The sequence below is a fragment of the Parabacteroides caeci genome, from assembly GCF_023656795.1.
GTDB lineage: Bacteria > Bacteroidota > Bacteroidia > Bacteroidales > Tannerellaceae > Parabacteroides > Parabacteroides segnis.
In genome coordinates this window covers 1-23,158 of sequence record NZ_JAMOKT010000035.1, presented here as the reverse complement: position 1 = coordinate 23,158, position 23,158 = coordinate 1, and the positions used below count along the sequence as shown (strand labels likewise).

Annotated in this window: 17 protein-coding genes; 6 read left to right on the top strand and 11 right to left on the bottom strand. The window is 45.0% G+C overall.

Annotation, left to right across the window (positions count from 1 at the left end; genetic code table 11):
* Positions 1-93: 93 nt before the first annotated feature.
* Both gltX and NBH15_RS17035 read left to right on the top strand, forming a co-directional pair.
* A complete protein-coding gene (gene gltX, locus NBH15_RS17040) occupies positions 94-1,611 on the top strand; it encodes a glutamate--tRNA ligase (RefSeq protein ID WP_250823139.1) in 1,518 nt (505 codons plus the stop codon).
* 3 nt (positions 1,612-1,614) lie between these two features.
* Positions 1,615-2,853 (top strand): 3-deoxy-D-manno-octulosonic acid transferase, encoded by a 1,239-nt coding sequence (locus NBH15_RS17035; RefSeq protein WP_244050709.1) that lies wholly within the window; start codon positions 1,615-1,617, stop codon positions 2,851-2,853.
* 186 nt (positions 2,854-3,039) lie between these two features.
* Here NBH15_RS17035 and NBH15_RS17030 read toward each other — a convergent pair whose 3' ends face one another.
* Together NBH15_RS17030 and NBH15_RS17025 are read right to left on the bottom strand one after the other, a co-directional pair.
* On the bottom strand, positions 3,040-4,932 hold the full coding sequence (locus NBH15_RS17030) for a RagB/SusD family nutrient uptake outer membrane protein (protein ID WP_244050710.1): 1,893 nt from the start codon (positions 4,930-4,932) through the stop codon (positions 3,040-3,042).
* 29 nt (positions 4,933-4,961) lie between these two features.
* A complete protein-coding gene (locus NBH15_RS17025; protein WP_287626195.1) occupies positions 4,962-8,102 on the bottom strand; it encodes a SusC/RagA family TonB-linked outer membrane protein in 3,141 nt (1,046 codons plus the stop codon).
* A gap of 1,020 nt (positions 8,103-9,122) precedes the next feature.
* Between NBH15_RS17025 and NBH15_RS17020 the strand changes: the two genes are divergently transcribed.
* Positions 9,123-11,447: a GH92 family glycosyl hydrolase gene (locus tag NBH15_RS17020; RefSeq protein WP_250823137.1), complete on the top strand. Its 2,325-nt coding sequence runs from the start codon at positions 9,123-9,125 to the stop codon at positions 11,445-11,447.
* 105 nt (positions 11,448-11,552) lie between these two features.
* Here NBH15_RS17020 and NBH15_RS17015 read toward each other — a convergent pair whose 3' ends face one another.
* The gene (locus NBH15_RS17015) at positions 11,553-12,953 is read right to left on the bottom strand and encodes a C1 family peptidase (protein WP_128133207.1); all 1,401 of its coding nucleotides are present in this window, start codon (positions 12,951-12,953) and stop codon (positions 11,553-11,555) included.
* Between the two features lie 225 nt (positions 12,954-13,178).
* Between NBH15_RS17015 and NBH15_RS17010 the strand changes: the two genes are divergently transcribed.
* The 3 genes from NBH15_RS17010 to NBH15_RS17000 are packed head-to-tail and all read left to right on the top strand — an operon-like array spanning position 13,179 to position 15,018.
* Complete coding sequence (locus NBH15_RS17010; RefSeq protein WP_250823136.1) at positions 13,179-14,147, top strand: alpha/beta hydrolase; 969 nt, start codon at positions 13,179-13,181, stop codon at positions 14,145-14,147.
* A gap of 2 nt (positions 14,148-14,149) precedes the next feature.
* Positions 14,150-14,428 (top strand): DUF2089 family protein, encoded by a 279-nt coding sequence (locus tag NBH15_RS17005; protein ID WP_007654224.1) that lies wholly within the window; start codon positions 14,150-14,152, stop codon positions 14,426-14,428.
* 2 nt (positions 14,429-14,430) lie between these two features.
* Complete coding sequence (locus NBH15_RS17000; RefSeq protein ID WP_250823135.1) at positions 14,431-15,018, top strand: YIP1 family protein; 588 nt, start codon at positions 14,431-14,433, stop codon at positions 15,016-15,018.
* A gap of 86 nt (positions 15,019-15,104) precedes the next feature.
* Here the strand turns inward: NBH15_RS17000 and NBH15_RS16995 are convergent, their stop codons facing one another.
* The 8 genes from NBH15_RS16995 to NBH15_RS16960 form a co-directional block, all read right to left on the bottom strand.
* Positions 15,105-16,259, bottom strand: a complete 1,155-nt coding sequence (locus tag NBH15_RS16995; protein ID WP_010800500.1) for an acyltransferase family protein — start codon at positions 16,257-16,259, stop codon at positions 15,105-15,107.
* A 112-nt stretch (positions 16,260-16,371) separates the two neighbouring features.
* Positions 16,372-16,935, bottom strand: a complete 564-nt coding sequence (locus NBH15_RS16990) for a Crp/Fnr family transcriptional regulator (RefSeq protein ID WP_128133210.1) — start codon at positions 16,933-16,935, stop codon at positions 16,372-16,374.
* 88 nt (positions 16,936-17,023) lie between these two features.
* Complete coding sequence (locus tag NBH15_RS16985) at positions 17,024-17,674, bottom strand: HAD family hydrolase (protein ID WP_250823134.1); 651 nt, start codon at positions 17,672-17,674, stop codon at positions 17,024-17,026.
* A 6-nt stretch (positions 17,675-17,680) separates the two neighbouring features.
* Positions 17,681-17,845: a hypothetical protein gene (locus NBH15_RS16980; RefSeq protein ID WP_250823133.1), complete on the bottom strand. Its 165-nt coding sequence runs from the start codon at positions 17,843-17,845 to the stop codon at positions 17,681-17,683.
* 300 nt (positions 17,846-18,145) lie between these two features.
* A complete protein-coding gene (locus NBH15_RS16975; protein WP_250823132.1) occupies positions 18,146-19,261 on the bottom strand; it encodes a carbohydrate-binding family 9-like protein in 1,116 nt (371 codons plus the stop codon).
* Positions 19,262-19,282: 21 nt separating this feature from the next.
* Positions 19,283-20,455: a serine hydrolase domain-containing protein gene (locus NBH15_RS16970; protein ID WP_250823131.1), complete on the bottom strand. Its 1,173-nt coding sequence runs from the start codon at positions 20,453-20,455 to the stop codon at positions 19,283-19,285.
* Positions 20,456-20,980, bottom strand: a complete 525-nt coding sequence (locus tag NBH15_RS16965) for a gamma carbonic anhydrase family protein (RefSeq protein WP_007654214.1) — start codon at positions 20,978-20,980, stop codon at positions 20,456-20,458.
* A gap of 22 nt (positions 20,981-21,002) precedes the next feature.
* Positions 21,003-22,790: an aminopeptidase P family protein gene (locus NBH15_RS16960; RefSeq protein ID WP_250823130.1), complete on the bottom strand. Its 1,788-nt coding sequence runs from the start codon at positions 22,788-22,790 to the stop codon at positions 21,003-21,005.
* Positions 22,791-23,158: the final 368 nt, after the last annotated feature.

The window sequence follows — 23,158 nt, the reverse complement described above, 5'->3', positions numbered from 1 at the left end:
AGATTCTCATTTGAGGGCGAAATGTACATAAAAAAGTTTAGTAAGAGAAAAAAAAGGACTACTTTTGCCGCATTATTATAGAATGAAATAATTATGACTCAAAGGAAAGTTAGAGTCCGTTTTGCACCCAGCCCGACAGGGGCGCTGCATATCGGAGGTGTTCGTACAGCTTTATACAACTATTTATTTGCCAAACAGAATGGCGGAGATTTGATCTTACGTATTGAAGATACCGACTCTCAACGGTTTGTTCCGGGAGCGGAGGCTTATATTATTGAAGCGCTTACCTGGTTGGGTATCAAATTCGACGAAGGTGTGAACTTTGGTGGCGAATACGGTCCGTACCGTCAGAGCGAGCGAAAAGCTATTTACAGGCAATATGTCGACCAGTTGCTGAATGACGGTCTGGCTTATATTGCATTTGATACACCGGCTGAACTGGATGCCAAACGTCAGGAAATTGCCAATTTCCAGTATGATGCTTCCACCCGTTTGCAGATGCGTAACTCCCTGACACTTTCTGCTGAAGAGACAAAGGCGTTGATCGATGTCGGAAACCAGTATGTTGTCCGTATCAAGATCGAGCCGAACGAAGATATTCATGTGAATGATATTATCCGTGGTGAAGTGGTAATCAACTCTTCTATCCTGGATGATAAGGTATTATATAAATCGGCTGACCAGTTGCCTACATACCACCTGGCAAACATTGTCGATGACCACTTGATGGAAGTCACTCATGTGATCCGTGGCGAAGAGTGGTTGCCGAGCGCTCCCCTTCATGTATTGCTGTACCGTTATCTGGGTTGGGCAGATACGATGCCGCAGTTTGCCCACCTGGCTTTGTTATTGAAACCGGAAGGAAACGGTAAACTGAGCAAGCGTGACGGTGACCGTCTGGGATTCCCTGTATTCCCGTTGGAATGGCATGACCCTAAAACCGGTGATATCTCTTCAGGATACCGTGAAAGCGGTTACCTGCCGGAAGCGGTTGTTAACTTCCTGGCCCTGTTAGGATGGAATCCAGGTAACGATCAGGAAATCATGAGTATGGACGAACTGATCAACTATTTCGATCTTACCCGTTGCAGCAAAGCCGGTGCCAAGTTCGACTATGAAAAGGGAAAATGGTTCAACCACCAGTATATCCAGAAAAAAGACAATAAAGAAGTCGCAGCATTGTTCATGCCTATCCTTGAAAGCCACGGTATAAAAGCCGATCCGGCATATGTGGAGAAGGTTGTCGGCATGATGAAAGACCGTGTTTCTTTTATTAAGGAATTATGGGATGTTTGTGCATTCTTCTTTATTGCTCCGACCGAATACGATGAGAAGACAACGAAAAAACGCTGGAAGGCCGATTCTGCTGCCCAGTTGGCAGAACTGATCGAAGTACTGCGCGTTCGTGAACCGTTCGATATCGAAGGAACGGAAGAAGAGGTGAAAGCCTGGATCGAAAGCAAAGGCTACCATTTGGGTAATATAATGAATGCTACCCGTCTGGCATTAGTCGGTGAAGGAAAAGGTCCTCATATCTTTGATATTACAGAAGCATTAGGAAAAGAAGAATCTATTCGCCGTATCGAAAGAGCGATTGAAGTGCTTAAATAAGTTATGTATAGTCTGGCAATCCACTTTTACGCATTTATCATTGCGTTGATTTCTCCATTCCATAAGAAGGCCCGGATCATGCGTCTGGGGCAGTGGAAAACGAATTCCATTCTTCGTGAGAAGATCGACCGGAATGCAAAATATATCTGGTTTCATGCTTCTTCCCTGGGCGAGTTCGAACAGGGACGTCCGATGATGGAGAAGATCAAGGCGGAACATCCGGAGTATAAAATACTACTTACTTTCTTTTCCCCTTCGGGATATGAAGTCCGTAAGAATTATAACGGGGCAGATGTCATTTGCTATCTGCCCTTCGATACGCCTTACCGGGTGAAGAAATTCCTGAATCTGGCAAATCCTTCCATTGCTGTATTTATTAAATACGAGTTTTGGGGAAACTATCTGCAAGAGTTGAAGCATCGCAATATCCCGGTGTACATCATTTCATCCATATTCCGTCGCGATCAGTTGTTCTTCCAGTGGTTCGGTTATCCGTACAGGAAGATGCTTTATTGCTTTACCCATTTGTTTGTGCAGGATGACCGTTCGGCAGCTTTGCTGAAAGAGTTCGGGATAACAAATGTAACTGTTACGGGAGATACCCGTTTCGATCGGGTACTGGATGTCCGTAACCAGGCACGTGAGTTATCGCCAGTGGAACATTTTGTCTGTGAAGGAGGAAAGGAGAAAAGATTGACCCTTGTTGCCGGAAGTTCCTGGCCGCAGGATGAAGAGATTCTGATCCCTTATTTCAATGAGCATCCGGAGATGAAGCTGATTATCGCTCCGCATGAGATTCACCGTGAACATCTGATGTATATCGAATCGTTGTTGAAACGTCCTTCTGTCCGTTTGTCGGATGTGTTTCATGACCAGTCTCTGGCGGAAGGTAAAGATTGTCTGATTGTCGACAGTTTCGGTTTATTGTCTTCTATCTACCGGTATGGAACGATCGCTTATATTGGCGGCGGTTTCGGAGCGGGTATTCATAACACGCTTGAAGCGGCAGTTTATGGCATTCCGGTTTTATTCGGTCCGAAATATCATAAGTTCAAGGAAGCAAAAGACCTGATCAAGGTGGGAGGCGGCTTCTCCGTATCAGATAAACAATCTTTCTGCGAGAAGATGGACGAACTGCTGACCTATCATGAAGTGCTGGACGCTGCGGGCGAAAGTGCCGGACAGTTTGTAAATGGCAATGCCGGGGCGACGGATAAGATATTACGAATAATAAAGTTGTAAAAAATATACCGATTGATCTGGTGTTTGATTTGAGGTTTATGCCGATAAGGAATTGGACACCAGTCAATCGGTATTTTGTTTTTTAGCCCCGGAGTCTCCGAATCCGGTGTATTCCACTTTCTTCCGATCGTCCGGGGCATAGCGCATTGTTGATGTTTCTAATGAATTGCGCTTCTTATCATTGGTCTATTCTGTTTCAGGAATTACTTCGCCTACTTTCAGGGGAGTGATATTGTTTTCTGCTCCCGGATATCCGATATTCTGATTGATAACTCCTCCGGTATTTGTCTTGATCGCATTTTCCGGAACGGGCCACAGTACATGATGTACACTCAGACGATATTCGCCATAAGGGATAACGATACCTTTATTATAGAAGTTATTGTGTTTGATCACCCAGTCAAAATAGAAATTCACGCCTGCGTCTTTGTTGTTTGTTCCGGTTCCACCTGGTCCTGAGAAATTATTCAGGGTATAGATACGTCCTCCGAAAGCCTCACATGCTTTGCCTGTTTTGGCATACAGATAGGATATACGGACCAGTTCTACATGGCGGTTCTCTTCATAATACAACTCACGGGCACGTTCAGCCAGTACTTCTGCTATACCGATCGTGCCGCTCAAAGGCTCGGCTCCGGCACGTGCACGGACGATATTCAGCATGGAGGCGGCGTTGGCATTGTCGCCTTTCCAATAATAACATTCGGCCATCATCAGATAGGTTTCTGCTGAACGGTAGATGTACCAGGGTGTTTCGCCACCCTGAAGATCCTGGGTTTTCGTTGGGTCTGGGACAAACAGTTTATAATGTGGCCACATGTACCAGCAACGGATGGAGTCTGCCACGGAGATGTCGTTCGGACGTACCAGTTGCTGGCCATACCACGGGCTGTTGTTCTTCTTCAGGCTCGGCTCATTATACCGCAGGTCTTCCATACGTTTCCAGCTGTCATGATTGTTCGGACTGCGCAGGTCATTCTTTTCCTTGTCGGTCCAGATCTCATACTGGAAATAATTCGTAGGACGACAGGTTCCGATGCCACGGCCGTAATTGGCATCATTGTCAATTTCCGTGTTTTTATCTTCGGATGCTGGGACGATGGCTGTTCCTGACTTCCCGTCGGGTGTCTTGATCGCTGCCCCTTTTGCCCAGTAAGGGAGTCCGTTACGCATCGTATAAATGCGTTTGCTTCCGGCTTCGACGATGTCGGGGTAGGCTACCACATACATGATGCCCTCCGTGTTGCTCATGTCTATTTTGGCTTCTACGCTATGCAGGTCATGCATTAAATTCGTATTGGGCTTGTTTTGGTTGGTCGTGAAGCGCTGTGTCATCAGCGGGTGCCGTGCGACGACTTCCTTTCCGATTTCGATGGCCCGGTCAAAGTCTCCCAATGACATGCATATTTTCATCAGTAACATACCGCAGGCATCTTTGTTGGCTCGGCCCCGGTCCATTTGTTCGGGTACCCATTGGTAAGCGAATTCCATATCTTTTTTGCATTGCTCAAGAATGCTCCAACGGTCATAGGAGTAAAAGTCGAGTTTCGGCCGGGTAATTTCTTCACTCAACCAGGGAACGTCTCCGAATTGGTGGGTGAGTTTATAGTAACGATAGGAGCGGTGGAAATAGGCTCCGCCCAGTACGGCATTCCGTTCCGCCTCATCCTTGAAAGTGGCGGCATCCAGACGACTGATCACAATATTGGCATACTTGATTCCTTTAAAACCTTCTGCCCAATACCAGCCGTTCTTGCCTTTCATATCATTCTTGGTTCGGGCAGGAAGCATCTCGTTATCGAAGTCCACCAACGAACCGCTTTCGTCGGTTTTCCCATGTACGGCAATATCTGCGGTATACATTTCCGTCAGGATCGGGGCACCGTCCGTAAAGAATTCGTGGCGCATATTACGTTCACAGGCAACCAGTGCCGAATACAAACCGGCAGCATCTACATAGGTATTTTCGGGAGTATAAAAAGATAGCGGCTTCGGGTCGAGCCAACTGTCATTGCAGGAATTCAGTAAAGGTAAGGCTGCTAAAGCCAGTACCAGGTATTTTTTATTATTCTGATTCATAATCTTAATTCTTATGGGTTAATCAATGTTTATAAAGTAAAGTTTACGCCGAAATTGACGGTTCTCAGCGTTGTGTCGCCGCCTTCCGGATCACCGAAAGTCCATCCCGTGATGACGAACGGATTACGGACGGCAACGGAGAAACGCATGTTCTGTACGGAGAATCTTTTCAGGAAATTCTGCGGCACATTATATGACAGTGTGATGTTTTCCATACGTACGAATGTTTTCTTTACGTAATTACTGCCGATGTTCTTGGAGCCCAGGCGTCCATAATCGTTCGTCGGATTATCTTTTGTCCAGCGCGGGATATCTACAACGGTGTAGCGGTCGAACATTCCTCCCGTATTGGCTGCCCGGTTGAAGGTCCCGTATTGCCCGATGTGCGAATACACCATAAAGGATAAATTGAAGTTCTTATAGAATGTGAACTCATTTCTCCAGGACCAGCGGAAGCGTGGAGTGGTGTAACCCTGGAATATTTTGTCATCATTATCCATTACCCCGTCGTTATTCTGGTCGATATATTTGAAATCACCCGGCTTATTCCCATATTTGGCAGCCTCTTCTTCTTCTCCGAGTTGCCAGACGCCGTCGCGTTCATAGTTCCAGATCTGATCCGTATCATGCCCGATAAACCATTTGTTTGCCAGGTCGTCCGCTTCTTTATAACCGATCACATTCCCGTCGGCATCCTTTATTTCTTCTTTGTCTCCGTACAGATGTTTGATTTTCCGCCGGTTGAAAGAGAAGGTTCCGCTTGAATTCCAGGAGAAGTTTCTGTTCTCTATCACATTGGCATTTAAGGTCAGTTCAAAACCGCGGTTGGTCAGTGTTCCCAGGTTGGCCTTCACATTGTCATATCCTAAAATAGAGGGCAGGGAGCGGTTAACCAGCAGATCGTTGGTTTCGGCCATGTAGGTTTCCATGCTACCGCTCAGTCTGTCACCGCACACAGAGAAGTCGATACCTATATTATAAGAGGCAGTACGTTCCCATTTCAATGTATTGTTCGGCATACGGTTGATGTATATCTGGGAGGTAACATACACATTTCCGTTCTGGTCGATATAGGGATGCAGTCCGGAGTTAAGGGAAGCCAGCGCATCATATTGACCGATATCCCTGTTCCCGTTCTGTCCCCAGGAGAAACGGAGCTTCCCGTAATTCAGCCAGCTACCCGATGCCTCCATAAATTTTTCGGAAGTAAAGACCCATCCTAAAGCCACGGCAGGGAATGTGGCACGCGGATTCATCTGCCCGAAAGCGGAATAACCGTCACGGCGTACCGAGGCTGTGATCAGATACTTATCCTTGAAAGAGTAGAATATACGTCCCATCAGCGCATCCCCGGTTTTATAAGTATCGTTACTGGAAACGGATGGAATGGCTCCTGCTCCGATATTATGATACCCCAGTACGTCGCTCGGGGTAAATTGCTGGTTCTTGGCTACCGTTTGCCACCATTGTCCTTTTTCCGCATTGAACAGGAATGTCGCTTCTACACGGTGATCCTTTCCGAACTCCTGTTTCCAGCGTACAATATGGTCAAGTAGCCAGTTAAACGTTTTCTCGTTTTTACGTTCCGACTTGCCGCCTTCTCCGGCCCATTCGGGATGCTGGGACGATTCATGGTTCATGTATTCGTACCAATGGTAACGGGGAGTAAAATTCATTTGATATTCCAGGCCGAAGGGTAGTTTCAGGATGGCATACAAATTGGCATTGAAATCATGGTTTATATCGCGTCTGTCACGGTACAGGTTGTCGAAGAATGGATTTTTTGTATTGTTGTCGCCGGAGGGATACATTCGGTACGGACTATCCAGGTTGTCAATTTCATTGGTCGTGTAAGGCGAATTATGTTCACGCTGGTCGACATCGGCAGCCAGGTAACCGCCGATACGGGTTGCGAACTGGGAATTCAGTCCGACAGTAAGAAAAGAAGTAACCTTTGATTCCAGATTCAGTCGTGAGCGGAAGTTCCGGTAGCGGTCACCGGTTTTTACTCCTTCACGGTCGGCATATCCTAACGACCAGTAATAAGAGAAATTATCCGTACGGTTGGAAATACTGGTGGTATAATCCTGTTGCAGGCCGGTCTGATAAACAATGTCATCCCAATTGGTTTCCACGCCGTTCAGATAATTTTCAATCTCGATATTCTGTAGATTCAGACGGGTCAGCCAGGTCGTGACTAGTGTCTTGTCATCAGGCAGGGCTGAACCCGGATTTTTCTGATCGTAATTATACCATGTCAAAGGATCGATTCCCATCAATGACAAGGTTCGCGGGTCGGCATATTTGCCAGGTTGTGCGGTTAACTCGTCTTGTGATAACAAGCCTTCTGCATATTCCTGACGGAAAGCCAGAAAGCCTGCTCCGTCGACAGTCTTAGGCAGTCGGGAATTATGTACCAGGCCGACATTGGCATTAAAAGTGATAACCGGCTTACCCGTATTCCCCTTTTTTGTCGTAATGGCAATAACGCCATTAGCAGCTTTGGCCCCATAGACAGCGACTGAACTGGCATCTTTCAGAACATCGATGCTTTCGACATCCATGGCATTGATATCCTGCATGGAACCGTCGTAAATGACACCATCCAATACGATCAGGGGAGCCGAACCTGCGCTTAACGTGTTTTTCCCTCGTATTTGCAGGTCGGCAGTACCGGCTGCATCGGTAGACATACTGATGGATAAACCGGCTGCACTGGCACGTAGCAGGTCCTGGACAGACCGTGGAGCTTCTGCTTCCATTTTTTCTGCTTTTACACGGGAAATAGCACCAGTCAGGTCTTTTTTCTTAGCCGTGCCGTAACCGATAACCAGCACTTCGTCCAGTTCTTCGGTGTCTTCTTTTAGCGTGATTGTGAGCATTTCCTGGCCGATGACAGGAACTTCCTCCGTTACATAACCGATATAAGAGCATACTAATACCGGCTTTTTTCCAGATACATTCAGACTGAACATTCCATCACTACCGGTTATGGTCCCATTGGTCTTTCCTTTTTCCATAACATTCACACCGATAAGTGCTTCTCCTGAATGATCTTTTACAATACCTTTAACGGTAGTTCTTTGCGCATAGGCCTGACAGATAAACATCCCTGATAAGAATAGTATCAAGGCGAACCGATGAAAAAAACTGAGAACATGATTTTTCATACAAATACAAATACTAGATATCCATCAATCCCCAAGTGGATGGTTATACAAATAAAGAAAGCGTGAGGATTGTTGATTATATCTAGTTGGAGGCCTTCGACTGCCCTGTAGCTAATATAAACAACAACTCACGCCCTTTTATCTAGTATATCCATAAAGACATATGCATATAACAATGCCTATGAACAGATATAACAAGGAAAGGTACGTGAGCGTTCTAGTTGTCTATTATCTAGCTACATTGAAAAGTGTCGAAGTTTCCAACTAAGATAATATCTTTAAAACGCTTCCGTAATCAATAAAATGTACCGACCAATAACGCTTTACCAGTGTGTACGGCAACAAATGTATGGAGAAGTGTTGAATAAAGCAAATAAAAACGAAAAAGTTTTTCATTAGATGATGGCATAATATTCTGAGCTACTGCATCAAAATGATGATTAATCCCTATTAAATGGTGTTATATTCAAGATTAGAAATAAATGAACCTGTCATTTGTCATATATAAACAGCAAGAAGAATAATGGCAAATGACAAATAGCATTGCAAATAAAAAGTCCATTTGCAATGCTTCATTATCCTTATTAACAGTGAGTTACACCGGTATATTGCAAATAACAAATAGAATGTTGAAAACTTTGTGTATAAAGGATGTTTTTATCATGCCCCCTTCTTTAAACTATTGCTATCCTCCAGTCTTACTAAATCATAGCCTATAACAAACTAATAGTTAACTCCCGACTCTGAATAATTACCCTGTACAGGATAACTGACCAGCCTGTACACCTTGGCGAATTAACCTGTACACCTTAATCGGTTACCCTGTACACCCTGGCAATAATGAGTCCTTACTTGTCAATTAGTTAGTAGGGAGGAATAAATTAGTATCCCTGCTTTCGCCGGTTAGTTTGTGATTGTATCCTCTGATGATGTAATAAACACTTAGAATGCGGAGAACGGGAAATGAAGTGTTGGAGATAAAATAGTATCTTTGTCCCATTCTTATCAATCGATAGCATTATGAAAAAAAAGATTAGTTTGTGTTTATTGGTTCTTGGTGCAATTTATACTTCCTGTGGCTCAGTGAAAGACCGGTCGGAGGAGCAGCAGGCCCTTTCTTCTTATGTAAACCCTTTTATCGGGGCATCCACCAGTATGGATGCAGGAGGTTCTTATCATGGTCTGGGGAAGACTTTTCCCGGAGCAACGGCACCGTTCGGTATGGTACAGGTCAGTCCCAATACGATTACCGGAGGGGATAACGGTCCCGGGTATAGTGACGAGCATACTTCTATCGAAGGTTTTGCTTTTACACAAATGAGCGGGATTGGCTGGTATGGCGATCTGGGAAACCTGTTGGTTATGCCCACGGTAGGGAAACTGCATACATTTTCGGGTACATCGGACGATCCGGATAAGGGATATCGGTCCCGGTACGACAAGTCTTCGGAAGAAGCTTCTGCCGGTTATTACACTGTGATGCTGACGGATTATCAGATAAAAGCGGAGGCAACGGCACTTCCTCATAGCGGAATGTTGCGTTTTACATTCCCTGAAAGTAAAGAATCGCGTATCCAGATAGACCTGGCGAGAAGGGTGGGGGGAACTTCCACTTGGCAAGCTGTTGAAGTGATTAACGATCATACGATCCGCGGAGAGATGAAATGTCCTCCCGAAGGCGGCGGTTGGGGGAATGGCGACGGTAAAGCAGATTATACCGTCTATTTCTATGCCGAGTTCTCGAGACCGTTCCGGTCGCATGGCGTATGGTCGGCCGATATACCGGACGACTGGACGCGCAAACGTGGAGATATAGAGAGCGAACGCTATCAGGAAGTAGTGAGGAATGCCCGGATCATTCCGGACGTGACTTCTTATGTAGGCAAACATCTTGGATTCTATGCAGACTTTGATACGGAAACCGGCGATCAGATTCTGATGAAAAGCGGTATTTCTTTTACCAGTATGAGGAATGCAGAAGAGAACCTGCATTCGGAAATGAATGCGTGGGATTTTGATGCGACACTGGCATCCTGCCGGCAGCTATGGAATGACGCACTTTCCAAAATATTCGTGTCTGGCGGAACGGAAGACGAAAAGCATATCTTTTATACAGCCTTTTATCACACGATGATCGATCCCCGTGTTTGCAGTGATGTAAACGGAGAGTATATGGGAGCGGATAAACAGGTACATGTAACAGACCGTTTTTCTAAACGGACGATCTTTAGCGGTTGGGATGTTTTCCGGAGCCAGATGCCTTTGCAGACGATTATTAATCCGACCCTGATCAATGACCAGATTAATTCGTTGGTTGAGATTGCGGACCAGAGCGGAAATAACTATCTGGAACGTTGGGAGTTGCTGAATGCTTATTCCGGCTGTATGCTGGGAAATCCGGCTATCTCCGTGTTATGTGACGCTTATTCTAAAGGAATCCGTTCGTATGATATAGACAAGGCTTATCAGTATGCTTTGAATACATCCCGGATGTTTGGAAATAATGAGAACGGATATACACCGGGCTCCATTTCCCATACATTAGAATATGCTTACAACGACTGGTGTATGGCCCGTTTGGCCGAATGGCTAGGGAAAGAGGCGGATAAGGATGTTTTTGATCGTAGGGCAGGAACTTATACGACCCTGTACGATCCGGATTACGGATGGTTCCGTCCCCGTAATGAAAAAGGGGAATATTTGCCGTTGCCGGAACAGGGAAGACTGGCCGAAGGATATGGCTGTGTGGAAAGTAATGCCTACCAGCAAGGCTGGTTTGTACCTCATGATGTGGAAGGTATGATTAAACTGATGGGCGGACGGGAAAAGGTGCTGGCCGATCTGACGGATATGTTTGAACAAACACCTGCCAACTATTTATGGAATCAATATTATAATCATGCCAATGAGCCGGTACATCACGTGCCATTCTTGTTCAACCGCCTGGGTGCTCCGGAGCTTACACAGAAATGGACGCGGGATATTTGCCGGAATGCTTATAAAAATTCGGTGCTGGGATTGGTCGGTAATGAAGATGTCGGCCAGATGTCTGCCTGGTATGTGTTGGCGGCTAGTGGATTACATCCTGTTTGTCCGGGCGATCAGCGGTATGAACTGACGAGTCCGGTGTTTGAGAAGGTCGTCTTCAATCTGGACCCGGACTATGCTGAGGGAAAGACTTTCGTGATTGAAGCTCACAATAATAGCCCTGAAAATATATATATCCAGCAGGCAACTCTAAATGGAAAGCCTTACGATAAATGTTATCTGATGCATGCCGATCTGATGAAGGGAGGAACTTTAGTATTGCAGATGGGAGCAAAGCCTTCGGATTGGGGAAAATAGATGATCCATAGTTTCACCATTCGATGGGTATAAAGCGTAGATAAAACAAAAGCGGTAAGACTGTGTCTGCCGCTTTTGTTTTATCTGCATTCTCCAATATAACGATTAATTTTCGTCAGCAAACATCGGGTCCCAGGCCGGAAGACGGGTCGGTGTTTGTTTGAGGACGTCTTTTACTTTGCCGGTGATATATTTCTTATCGACTACCAGACGGAACATATATTCGTTGAACCATTCGTCGGTCATGATCAAATGTCCGTTGTTGGCACCCGGTCCCCAACTGTTTTCAACCATCCATTTTTTCGGTTGGCCGTTGGCGTCCAGGTCCACTGCCATTAAGGTCATGGCATGCGACGAACCGCTGGCGAATGTCTGGATGCGTTGTTTCTTATCCATACCGAAAGTAGTACCCATCAGTGAGCCGTAATCGTAATAGTTCACGTCCAGCAGGCCACGTTCACGATCGAAGAATTTACCCACGTCGCAAGAGAAGTACATCATGGTGCTGTCTTTGATAGAGGCGATAGCCATTTCCTTGATGTCCTCTATCGGCAGGTTAACGTATGTCCAGTTCTTGCCGTCATAGCGGTGGCGGTCGAAGTCGATTTCGTATAACTTATAGTATTCGCGGCTCGGATCGTTCATCAACATGACATAATTGTTTGTCAGGTCTTTGCCGATATATTCATCGAAGAATGACTGGGGCGTGTATTCTTTCGTTTCAACCGGATTGCCTTTGGCGTCTTTGCGTGTCCAGGTAAATTTCGTAGGCGGTTCACCCAGGTTGAGGACCAGCATCCGGTAAATAGTTCCCAGCATTTCGGTTTTATTCTTTTCCAGTGCGGCTACTTTAGCCCCTTTGGCTGACTGGTCGCGTAGTTGCAAGCCAAATTCTTTCAGTTTGAGACTGATCAGGTTTGCCATTCTTCCGGTACTCTCGCTACTATTGGTTTCTACCATTACGTCGGAAGGAACAACGCCGTATTTTCCCAGGATATCGGATATTCCGGTAAACTGTCCTCCGTCGCTGAGCGGGTTTTTAAATAACCATTCCACCATCTTGTCATCCATCGGTTTTTCCCGGGTATCGATGATGCCTTGCAGGAAAAGGTTTGCTTTTTCAAGTTGGTCCCAGAAGAAAGAATAGTTTTGTGAGAACTGGAAATCTCCCATATTATATTTAGCGATTGCCTGTGCACGGAATACGTTCAGTCCGGTAAATAACCAGCAACGTCCGGAAGATTTCTGGTTGGTGATGCCTTTACCGTTTACTTTGTGAGAAAAGTAAGTGTCGAAATTGTTTTTGCTTTCAGCGTTTACAGCCAGTTTGTTGATGTCGTTATTACTGATCGCATTATGAATTGCTTTATCAGTCGGTGTTCCTTTGTAAGATTGTTTGATCTGTTGCAGCATCTCCGCGGAAATACCTCCGTCGGCTTGCTGTCCGTAGGCGGATAACGCGATACCCAAGGCCAGGGTGGTTATCCATAGGTTGTTTCGTTTCATGATATAGTTCGTTTATGTTATGTATTTAATCTGTTGCAAAGATAAGGGATACAAATTGGAATGGCTAAAATATGGTAAAAGAAAAATAAGGGATATTCCGGGACAGGAATATCTTACCTGGTATGAATTATTTTTATCTGTAATTGAATAAAATTTATCTCGTGTTGAATTTTATTCAATATAATTCATATATTTGTCCGGATAAGTTATTAGAAAAGCAATAATATGAAACAGGTAAAATTATTATTCAGCATTATCTTCTCTTTTGTTACCGTTGTTTGTTTCGGGCAATTACAACCGCTGGCTGATGAGGCGGTAACCCTGAATACTCAAAACGGAGCCATTCATGGAAAAATACTTCTTCCCCCAGGAATGAAATCTTCTCCTGTAGTCTTGTTGATTGCCGGATCAGGACCGACCGATATGGATGGTAATTCTGCGATCGGACAGATGACGAATAATTCTTTGAAGTATCTGGCCGAAGATTTGGCAAAGCAGGGTATAGCTTCTTTACGTTTTGATAAACGGGGAATAGCATCCAGTGCACCGGCAGGAAAGAAAGAGTCTGACTTGCGTTTTGAGGATTATGTCAACGATGTGAAAGGGTGGATCGATTATCTGGGAAAGGATTCACGTTTTACCGGTATTACGGTGATCGGCCATAGCGAAGGTTCGTTGATCGGGATGCTGGCATGCCGTAATAATCCGAAAGTAAAAGCATTTGTTTCTTTGGCTGGGGCGGGAAGACCGGCTTATGAGATAATAGAAAAACAACTTTCGTCCCAACCTGAATCTGTCAGGAATATGGTCGCTTCTATCAATGATTCGTTGAAGCAGGGTAAATTAGTCCCGAATGTACCGTTCGGTATGGAGGCATTGTTCAGGCAATCGGTCCAACCCTATATGATATCATGGTATAAATATAATCCTCAACAGATAATTAAGGAGTTGAAAATTCCGGTGTTGATCGTACAAGGGGAAAATGATATACAGGTTCTGGTGGAAGATGCGGAGTTGTTGAAGAAAGCGGCTCCTTCTGCAACACTTCTTTTGATAGAAAAGATGAATCATGTACTGAAAGATTGTGATACGACTGATCCTCAAAAACAGATGGCGGTGTATGCAAATCCTTCTTTACCGGTTAATGCCACTTTGATTTCGTCGTTAAGTTCGTTTATTAAAGAGAAAAAGTGATTATGGGAGAAGTCAGAAAACGCTTGCCGTTGCAGTGTCCTGCCTGTGATTCCCCTCTGAGAGTGGGGAGGTTGTTTTGCGGACAATGCGACACGGAGGTTTGCGGGAACTTTGAACTGCCTCTTTTGGCACGGTTGACTGAGAAAGAACAACAGTTTATCGTTGATTTTATTAAGTCGAGCGGAAGCCTGAAAGACATGGCGAAGAGTATGGGGGTGAGTTATCCTACCGTCAGGAATGTTCTGGATGATCTGATTGATAAATTAAATAAGATAGAGTAGTTATGAAAAAACAGTGGTTGGATTTTCTTGTTAATCCGTTTGAATGGATTGCCGGAGGACAAGCGTTAGGGTGGGGATTATTAGGAATGGTAGTTTCTACAGTTATATGTTATCTCTCCGGCTGGCATTATCACGGGTTGTTACATTTCGGTCCGGCGCCTAATCCGGCCTGGTGGTGTTATGCAGTGGAACATCTGGTTGTCTGGATAGTTCCGGCCGTGTTGTTTTATCTGGGCGGACTGATCTTGTCACGTTCACGGATAAGGGTGATCGATGTATTGGGGACTGTTGCTTTTGCCCAGTTACCTTTTATCTTTATGAATTTATTCAATATGCTGCCTCCGATGCAAAACCTGACGAAGATCGATATGAATGTGCCGCCGATGGAGCTAATGGCTCAACCCGGTTTCCTGGTCGGGATATGGCTGTCGTTGATCGGTATGATATTTTTGGTGTGGGCATTGGTATGGATGTTCAAGGCTTTGAAAGTGTCCTGTAATTTGAAAGGATATCCGTTAGGTATTCTTTATTGTGTGGCTGTGTTTGGCGGGGATATTCTTTGCCGGTATCTGATAGGTTTATGTTATTAATATATTGCAGACACGGATTTTACGGTTCTTGTATAAAGTGTTATCCGTAAAATCCGCGTCTGTATTATAATTAATGTATAGAATACTTATTTCTTAGCCAGAAACTTTTTGCTTAACCATTTTCTTACTGGTTCGTCATATAGTTTCAGGCACAGATAAGCCACAACTATATTTAAGGTAAGAACGCCCAGAACCATTTGCCAGGTTTCTCCGAGAGTGAAAAGCTGCTTGTCGATCAGCCAGGCATAGAACAGGTACATGAACGGATAGTGTATGATATAAAGCGGGAAAGAGATATCCCCTAAAAATTTACAAATCTTCGTAGACTTTATATCCGTAGTAGTTCCCGATGCTCCCAACCAAATAAGGATAGGGAAAACGATGATGATACAAAACGATTCGTAAAGTCCGTTTATGCAAATCGGGTCGGTTCCTTCCAGATAAGGAACTGAGAACAATCCCAGTAATATAATTGAACAAATCCAGAAAGCGCCTCTAATCTTTATGGGTTTGAAGTTACGGGATAAGAGCATACCCATGGAGAAAGGGAAAAGCATTCGTAACAATCCGCCGATAAAGTTCACACCGTCCAGTGTCCAACCCACTCCGATGTTACCGTATCCGGAAACATTGAGGGAAGCGAACGCAGCCAGTGCCACACCCATTAAAAAGACGACTACAGTCAATGCTTTGGTGGATAATCGGCGAATAAACAAGGCATAAAGAATATTACCGATATACTCGAAGAATAATGACCAGCTGGGACCGTTCAACGGAAACATTTCACCATTCCCTCTGACATCGTAACTGGCTCCCGGTATGGCGGGTATGAAAAACAGGGAGCAAAGTAAGGATAACATAACTGTGGAGATAGCCACATGTGTTCCGTCCCATTTTACACTGCCTTGAATAAGGAAAGTGATAAGACCCAGAACCGCTCCCATGATAACCATCGGATGCAGACGGATTAAACGGCGTTTAAAGAAATCTTTCAGGGTTAAACTCTTTGCCCAACGGTCGTCGTAAGCATAGCCGATAACGAAGCCGGATAGGATAAAAAAGAAATCAACGGCCAGATAGCCATGGTTGATACCTCCGATGGTATCGCTGCCTCCGGCAAAAGCGTAGCCTTCGTACACATGATACCATACGACTAAAAGGGCCGCTACCCCTCTTAATCCGTCAAGAAGGTCGTAATGAGGTTTAGTGTCTGTAAATGCAGCGGAAGAAATGTTTTGCATGATAAAATTTATAATTTAGATTATTATTGTAAGCTGTTGTCAATGACGCCCCAAAATTAGAGAACTTCTGTTTCCTAACATTTGTCCTACGTCAAATTTTGCCGGGGAAAGATTATTTCTGAGCTCTGAGACGGCTGAGTGTCGACAGCGTTATTCCCAGATATGAAGCGATATATCCCAGTTGTGCCCGCTGGCAAACCAGAGGAAACTGCTGTTTAAATTCTTCGTACCTCTCTTTGGCCGATAATGTAAGATGTTCCTTATGTGAACGGTGTAATCGTCTGTATTCGTTTTGATGAATGACTCTTCCCCAATTGGCTAATTCAATATTTGTCTCAAACAGCCGGAGTAAGTCGGTCAGTGATATTCTATAGGCAACAACGTCTTCAAGTGTTTCCACAAATTCTTCACTGGGTTTGTTATAGTATAATTCGTCCATGCTGAAAACAATTCCCCCTTCGTCAGAGAAGGAAGTTGTTATTTCTTCCCCGTTTACCAGCCAGAAAGAGCGGGTCATTCCTTTCTCTATGAAATAAGCTGATTTGCAAAACATATCTGCCTTTATCAATTGATATTTTTTAGGGAAATGGCATAAAGTCACATTTTCTTTCAATATTCGTATCGTATCATCTGAAATGGGGTACGAAGAGTTTATCTTTTCTATAACATTCATCATAAGGCAAATCCTAAATTGCTTTCCTTCATATGCAAAAGTAAGAGGAAAACACCGAAAACGTGAATAAAATCGGAAGAATAATGCAAAACTACAGAAGTAATCTGCGGAGTGCCGGAATATCTTCTGCTATATAATCCGCTCCGGCTTCCGATAGTTCTTCGTAATCTCCGAATCCGTATAAAACGCCGATAGAATCTATTCCTGTGTTTTTGGCACCGATGATATCGTGTTTCCTGTCGCCGATCATGACGACTGAATCTCGGTCTGTTATGTCGTTTGCCTCTAATATATAGTTGATTACATCCGTTTTGGTATGAAGCGAACCATCCAGGCCACTTCCTGCGACGAAAGAGAAATAACTGCTTAATTCAAAATAATCCAGAATGCGTCTGGCGAATATTTCCGGTTTGGATGTGGCCAGTATGACGGTTTTGCCGTTTTGTCGGGCTTGTGCCAGCAATTCTTTAATCCCCGGATATAACTCATTTTCCAGAATACCCTTGACTGCGTATCTTTCTCTGTATTTGGCAACGGCGATAGTTGCCTGTTCATCGGTGAAATTGTAAAAGTCTTTGAATGAATCCATCAAAGGAGGACCGATGAACGGTGATAATTCGCGTAAATCGTTTACCTGAATGCCAAAATGGTTCAGTGCATATTCAACGCAGCGGGTAATCCCGCTTTCCGAATCGGTAATTGTACCGTCGAGATCAAAAAGGAGGTATTTGTATTGTTTCATTTGTTATCAGAATTGAATGTTACTTTTCTCTTGATAGAAAAGTAACCAAAAGATCAAGGCTACATCTGCCTCGCTACTGCGCATCCTCCGTTCGCTGTCGTCTGTGAACTCGCTACGCTCAAACAGCACAGCCTCCGGGCGCTCACTCCGGATGCTTCGCTTTACGCTCACCAGATGAGGCCTTTCATAGAACGCAAAGCGTTCTCCTGGGATTGCCGATACCGGCTGTTGAAAGAGAAAGCACCTGTTATATTTAGATGTCGGTATCGGCAATCCAAAGAGGAAGCTGTGCTTCTTGGGAAAGGCCTAAGCGGGTGAACGTCCGCGAAGGGGAAAGACGAAGCGTTCGGAGCGTCTGCTGTTTGAGCGTAGCGAGTTCAGAGGCGACAGCGTAGTCTTTCACCGTAGCAGTGAAGCCGGTTAAGCCTTGATCTTTTGTCTACTTTTCCATCAAGGGAAAAGTAGGTTCAATTATTTCTTGGAAGCCCAAACCAATCCGTCCTGTCGGATATGCCATACATTACCGTCTGTTCCGGGCAATGTGATTTCATACATGGAAGGCGTATTGAACAGTTTGATCTGTTTGGCCTGTTCTGCCGGACATAATTCTTCGGGTTTGAGAGCGGTTACAGATGGTGCATACTCGCCGAAGGTAGCAGCATATTCGTTCTGACGGTAATACAAGTTGCGCAGAAGCCATTTAACTTCATCATTCGGGTCTGTTACGAATGGTGTTTCGCCGGTTCCGGCCACTTTATCGGATATCTGTACGAATCCCCAGTATTCCGGCATATGAATATTGATAACCCCTGTCGGAGCCCATACCCAGTTGTATTCACGAATCTTATCTTCGCCTTTGATAGGGACTTTTACGTATTTTCCGTCCTGTATATCCGTTGTCCATTCCACACGTGAGAAGTTCGTACGGATATGTTCGCCGGGTACAGGCTTGTTTTTCCCTCTTGCTACCTGATAGATGGAAGACCAGGGAATGAAAACTTCCACGCTCCATGATTTGTCGGTATCTTTCGGGTTGTTCAAAGTCCCGTCTACATGAACGGCCGATTTCATACCGGCAAATTCCCAGTTGTTCAGGACTTGCGGATTATCCCGGTAAGGTTTGCTCAGATACAGATCCCATTCCGTACCCAGTGAGTTTACTTCATATTCCAGATAGTTATGCGTGTCGTTTGTCGGATTGAGGAATATTTCAAAATCGTTATCCTGATAGATTACGGCATCGTGTTCCGTGATGGTGCCCCATACATGCGGTTCTTCCATCAGAACGGCGAAGTACATACCGTTATCATCATAAGTCATTTTTGCCCGTGTTTGCAGAAGTGGTTTAGGACGTTTGTCACCTTCGATATCGACAAAGTCGGTAGTCCAGGGAATCGCATCCCATTCTTCGGGAGATAGCTTGCCGTCTATCTTGATCGGAGCCGGAGCTTTGTAACATACATACGTCGGAGGATTGTAAGCAGCCTGCGGCGTGTAAGTGATCTCTTTACCTTTCTCCTGTGGCGCTTCTGCACAAGAAAGGAGTAACAATGCTGCGATTGGCGCAGTTAAAACTGTTTTCTTCATTTGTTGTTTAATTTAGTATGTTTATTCTGATTTATTCTGATTTTTAGTTGATTCCTGTATCATTTCCACCGCGGCTCCCAGCCACGTATCGATATCATCCGGATAATGTTGGGCGGAACGTGTATCACTGCGTTTATGCCCCAGGCGTACGACGACGGCATTCAGTTCCGGGATGGCGAAAACATATTGGCCGAGAATTCCCCGCATGTAAGGAATTTCCATGCCTTTATAGGTAAGATGCCAGAACTGGAAACCGTAACAGTGGTTTGTCTCATTATACTCTTTGAAGGTCAGGCTGGTGTCGGGTGTTGTCGCTTCCGTTATATAGGATTCGGAAACCAGTTGCCTGCCGTTCCAGCTGCCTTTGTTTAAGATCAGTTGTCCGAAACGGGCGAAGTCGCGGGCATTACTGTTGAAACAGCAATATGCTTTTTCGATACCCTCTTTTTTATCCAGACTCCAGAGCGCATCTTCTTCCGCATTTATTGGAGTCCATAATTTTCTAGAAACGTACGAACTGATGTTCTCTCCGGTCGCTTTTTCTACAATGAGGGAAAGTAGTTGTGTCACCCCGCTCTGGTAGATAAAGTTAACGCCCGGCTCTTCCGTTTCTTTCATGCCTAAAGCGATCTTTTCCAGGTCATCCCCGTAATACAATTTCGTGGTAGGCGAGAAAGGGGAGGAGTAGGCTTCGTCGAAATCTACACCGGCACTCATTGTCAGCAGATGACGGAGGGTCAGTACTTTTCCATTGTATCCCTGAAATTCCGGATAGAAATCGTTGACCGGTTGATCTACGTTTTTGATGAATCCGTCGTCAATAGCACATCCTATAGCCAGTGAAACAATGCTTTTGGCCATGGAAAACGAGTTGCTGTGCGATTTAGGGGAATAATCTTCCCAGTATTGTTCGAAAAGTAAAGAACTGTCTTTGATAATGACAAAAGCGACCGTTCCCAGTTCATCAAATACCGGCAGGTATTTTTCGGGGATGGAGAGTTTGTTGTAGTCCTCAGACTGTATCCATGCTTGTGGTGCTCCTGCTTCTATGGTCCGGTTTTCAAAGATCGGATACTGGTCGATCTTCGGGAGCAGATGAATCAGCGCACGACGCAGATAATAATTGGAGGGCAATACCAGATAGCCTCCGATACAACATAGAGCCAGCAGTATTGCCCAACCTGTTTTTTTCATTTATTCCGAATCTTCTTTATACCAGCTTGAATACATGTGGTAGTTTTTAGCAATTTTCTGATTAATCTCTTTCGCCTGTTCCGGGTCTACTTTCTTTACAAACTTAGCCGGTACGCCGGCATAGATACTGCCCGGTTCGACAATCGTCTTGCTCAGTACGACTGAACCGGCAGCTACGATCGCTCCTTCACCGATCACGGCATGATCGAGGACAACCGATCCCATTCCGATCAGGGCGCCGTTGCATATCTTGGCTCCGTGTATGGTAACGTTGTGTCCCACCGAAACGTCATCGCCAATCTCTATGGTTGACTTTTCATATAATGTATGCAGTACGGAACCATCCTGTATGTTGACACCGTTTCCGATGCGGATCGAGTTTACGTCACCGCGGAGGACAGTCCCGAACCAGATGCTGCAACCGTCTCCTATTTCGACATCGCCGATAATTGCGGCGTTGTCTGCTAAAAATGTGTCTTTACCGATCTTTGGGGTAAAGCCTCTTACTGATTTTATTATTGCCATAATTTTATAGTAGACAAGTGTTTTAGATTTCTGCTGTTTTCTCTTTCAACCAGGCCTTTTCATCTTCATTCAGATGAGGGCTTAACAAGTCGTATACCATTTGGTGGTATTTGTTGATCCATGCACGCTCCCTGACAGACAACATCGGGACAACGATCAGTTTGGTGTCGATGTAGCATAAAGTCAGTGTGTCGAATCCGTAAAATTTACCATATTCCGTTTCACTGTCTTCGCGGACCAGAACCATATTTTCTGTCCGGATGCCGTATTCGCCTGTCCGGTACATGGCTGGTTCATCACTGATTACCATGCCGGGTTTCAGTGGGACAGGGTTTGCTTCCATACGGATACTCTGCGGGCCTTCGTGTACATTCAGGCAATGACCGATTCCGTGTCCCGTTCCGTGCAGGTAATTAATGCCGGCATCCCACAATGCTTTGCGGGCCAGGATATCCAGTTGAACACCTTTTGCTCCGGCCGGGAATTTGCATTTGGCAATCCCGATCGTGCCTTTCAGTACACGGGTAAAATCTTTTTTCATCTGTTCGGTCGGTTCACCTAGGGCTATCGTACGGGTGATGTCGGTCGTTCCGTCCAGATACTGGGCACCGGAGTCCATCAGAAGCATACTGTCTGCTTTAATCTCCACATCGGTCTCGGGCGTGGCGGCATAATGCACGATGGCTCCGTGGGCGGCGTATCCGCAGATGGTCTCAAAACTATCCATGATGTATTGCGGTTGTTCTGCACGTAGAGTCGTCAGCATGGCTGATGCGCTGAGTTCTGTTACTTTTTCTCCTGCTGCTAATTTCTTTTCCAGCCAGATGTAGAAACGGGTTAGGGCAATACCGTCTTTTATCACAGCGTTGCGGAATCCTTTTATTTCTGTTTCGTTCTTGATACTTTTCAGGTGGTTGGCGGGTGTGATGCCTTCGATGATCGTGCAGCCTTTGGGAAGGGCGTTGTACAATGATATATTTGTTTTTGCCGGGTCGATGAATACGCGGCTGTTTTCCGGAAGCCGGGACAGGTATTTCTGTATCATCGTGTAGTCGGCCAGTATAACCCCCTCTTTTTTCAGGTTTTCAGCAGACTCTGCCGTTATCTTTTTAGGGTCGATAAAAAGCACACTTTCGTCTTCCGAGACAAACGCATAACTGATTACCACCGGATTGTAAGCGACGTCTGTTCCGCGTATATTAAATGTCCAGGCCACTTCGTCGAGAGCAGCGAGGATCAGGCTGTCGGCTCCTTCTTTGCGAAGCATGTTATTTAATTCATCCAGCTTTTCGCGGACGGATTTTCCACTTAGCTCGACAGGCATTTCAAACAGCGGATTACCGGGGATGGCAGGCCGGTCTTTCCAGACCAGGTCGATCAGGTCGTAGGATGTTTCCAGTTTGATCTCTTTTCGGCGCAGGGCCTTTTCAAGTATTGCCGTTTCAGCTACGCTGTATGTCTGTCCGTCTGTTCCGACGGTTTGTCCGCTTTCCAATTCATGAAGCAGGAACTCCTGGATTGTCGGAGTTTCCGGCAAAGCCATTTTATATAGTTCGATGCCTGAACCTTCCAGTTGAATACCGGCTTGAAGGAAATACCGTGAGTCTGTCCATAACCCAGCTTTATCGGCTGTTACGACCACTATTCCGGCAGAACCGTCAAAACCGGATATCCATTCGCGTGATTTCCAACGGTCGGCAGGGTATTCGCTCAGATGCGGATCTGAACTGGGAATGATATAAGCGTCTATATTTTTTTCTTTCATTACCTCTCTGAGTGAGGCAATACGTTCCGGAATGTTTGTTTTCATCGCATTATTGTTTAGTCAACGTTACTATTCGCAAAGTTAAGAAAATATCGGGAAAACCATTTTCTTCACCTGGAAAATACCGGAACATTGTGATCCTCTTTAAATATCATCATCATGTTTGTCTGAATTTTTGCCAATGGAATTGCCTGTTGATAATTATAAGCAGGTCTGTCGACAATTGTGGGCTAGCCTGTCGATAATTATGCGCAGGCCTGCTGACAATTATCGGCAGGCAGAATGGTAACGGTGTCCTGTCCTGAAATAAGTTGACAAAATACCAAAGTAAACTTATGTCAGAATCGAAACATGTAGGTTGTATCCGTTACAGCCATGAATTAAAATTAGAGATAACTAAACGTTACTTGTCC

Coding starts and splice junctions, on each gene's coding strand:
- NBH15_RS16975 (WP_250823132.1), bottom strand. CDS start 19,261: ATGAAGAAAACAGTTTTAACTGCGCCAATCGCAGCATTGTTACTCCTT.
- NBH15_RS16990 (WP_128133210.1), bottom strand. CDS start 16,935: ATGATGAATGTTATAGAAAAGATAAACTCTTCGTACCCCATTTCAGAT.
- NBH15_RS16995 (WP_010800500.1), bottom strand. CDS start 16,259: ATGCAAAACATTTCTTCCGCTGCATTTACAGACACTAAACCTCATTAC.
- NBH15_RS16985 (WP_250823134.1), bottom strand. CDS start 17,674: ATGAAACAATACAAATACCTCCTTTTTGATCTCGACGGTACAATTACC.
- NBH15_RS17020 (WP_250823137.1), top strand. CDS start 9,123: ATGAAAAAAAAGATTAGTTTGTGTTTATTGGTTCTTGGTGCAATTTAT.
- NBH15_RS17025 (WP_287626195.1), bottom strand. CDS start 8,102: ATGAAAAATCATGTTCTCAGTTTTTTTCATCGGTTCGCCTTGATACTA.
- NBH15_RS17000 (WP_250823135.1), top strand. CDS start 14,431: ATGAAAAAACAGTGGTTGGATTTTCTTGTTAATCCGTTTGAATGGATT.
- gltX (WP_250823139.1), top strand. CDS start 94: ATGACTCAAAGGAAAGTTAGAGTCCGTTTTGCACCCAGCCCGACAGGG.
- NBH15_RS17030 (WP_244050710.1), bottom strand. CDS start 4,932: ATGAATCAGAATAATAAAAAATACCTGGTACTGGCTTTAGCAGCCTTA.
- NBH15_RS16965 (WP_007654214.1), bottom strand. CDS start 20,980: ATGGCAATAATAAAATCAGTAAGAGGCTTTACCCCAAAGATCGGTAAA.
- NBH15_RS16960 (WP_250823130.1), bottom strand. CDS start 22,790: ATGAAAACAAACATTCCGGAACGTATTGCCTCACTCAGAGAGGTAATG.
- NBH15_RS17005 (WP_007654224.1), top strand. CDS start 14,150: ATGGGAGAAGTCAGAAAACGCTTGCCGTTGCAGTGTCCTGCCTGTGAT.
- NBH15_RS17015 (WP_128133207.1), bottom strand. CDS start 12,953: ATGAAACGAAACAACCTATGGATAACCACCCTGGCCTTGGGTATCGCG.
- NBH15_RS17010 (WP_250823136.1), top strand. CDS start 13,179: ATGAAACAGGTAAAATTATTATTCAGCATTATCTTCTCTTTTGTTACC.
- NBH15_RS16970 (WP_250823131.1), bottom strand. CDS start 20,455: ATGAAAAAAACAGGTTGGGCAATACTGCTGGCTCTATGTTGTATCGGA.
- NBH15_RS17035 (WP_244050709.1), top strand. CDS start 1,615: ATGTATAGTCTGGCAATCCACTTTTACGCATTTATCATTGCGTTGATT.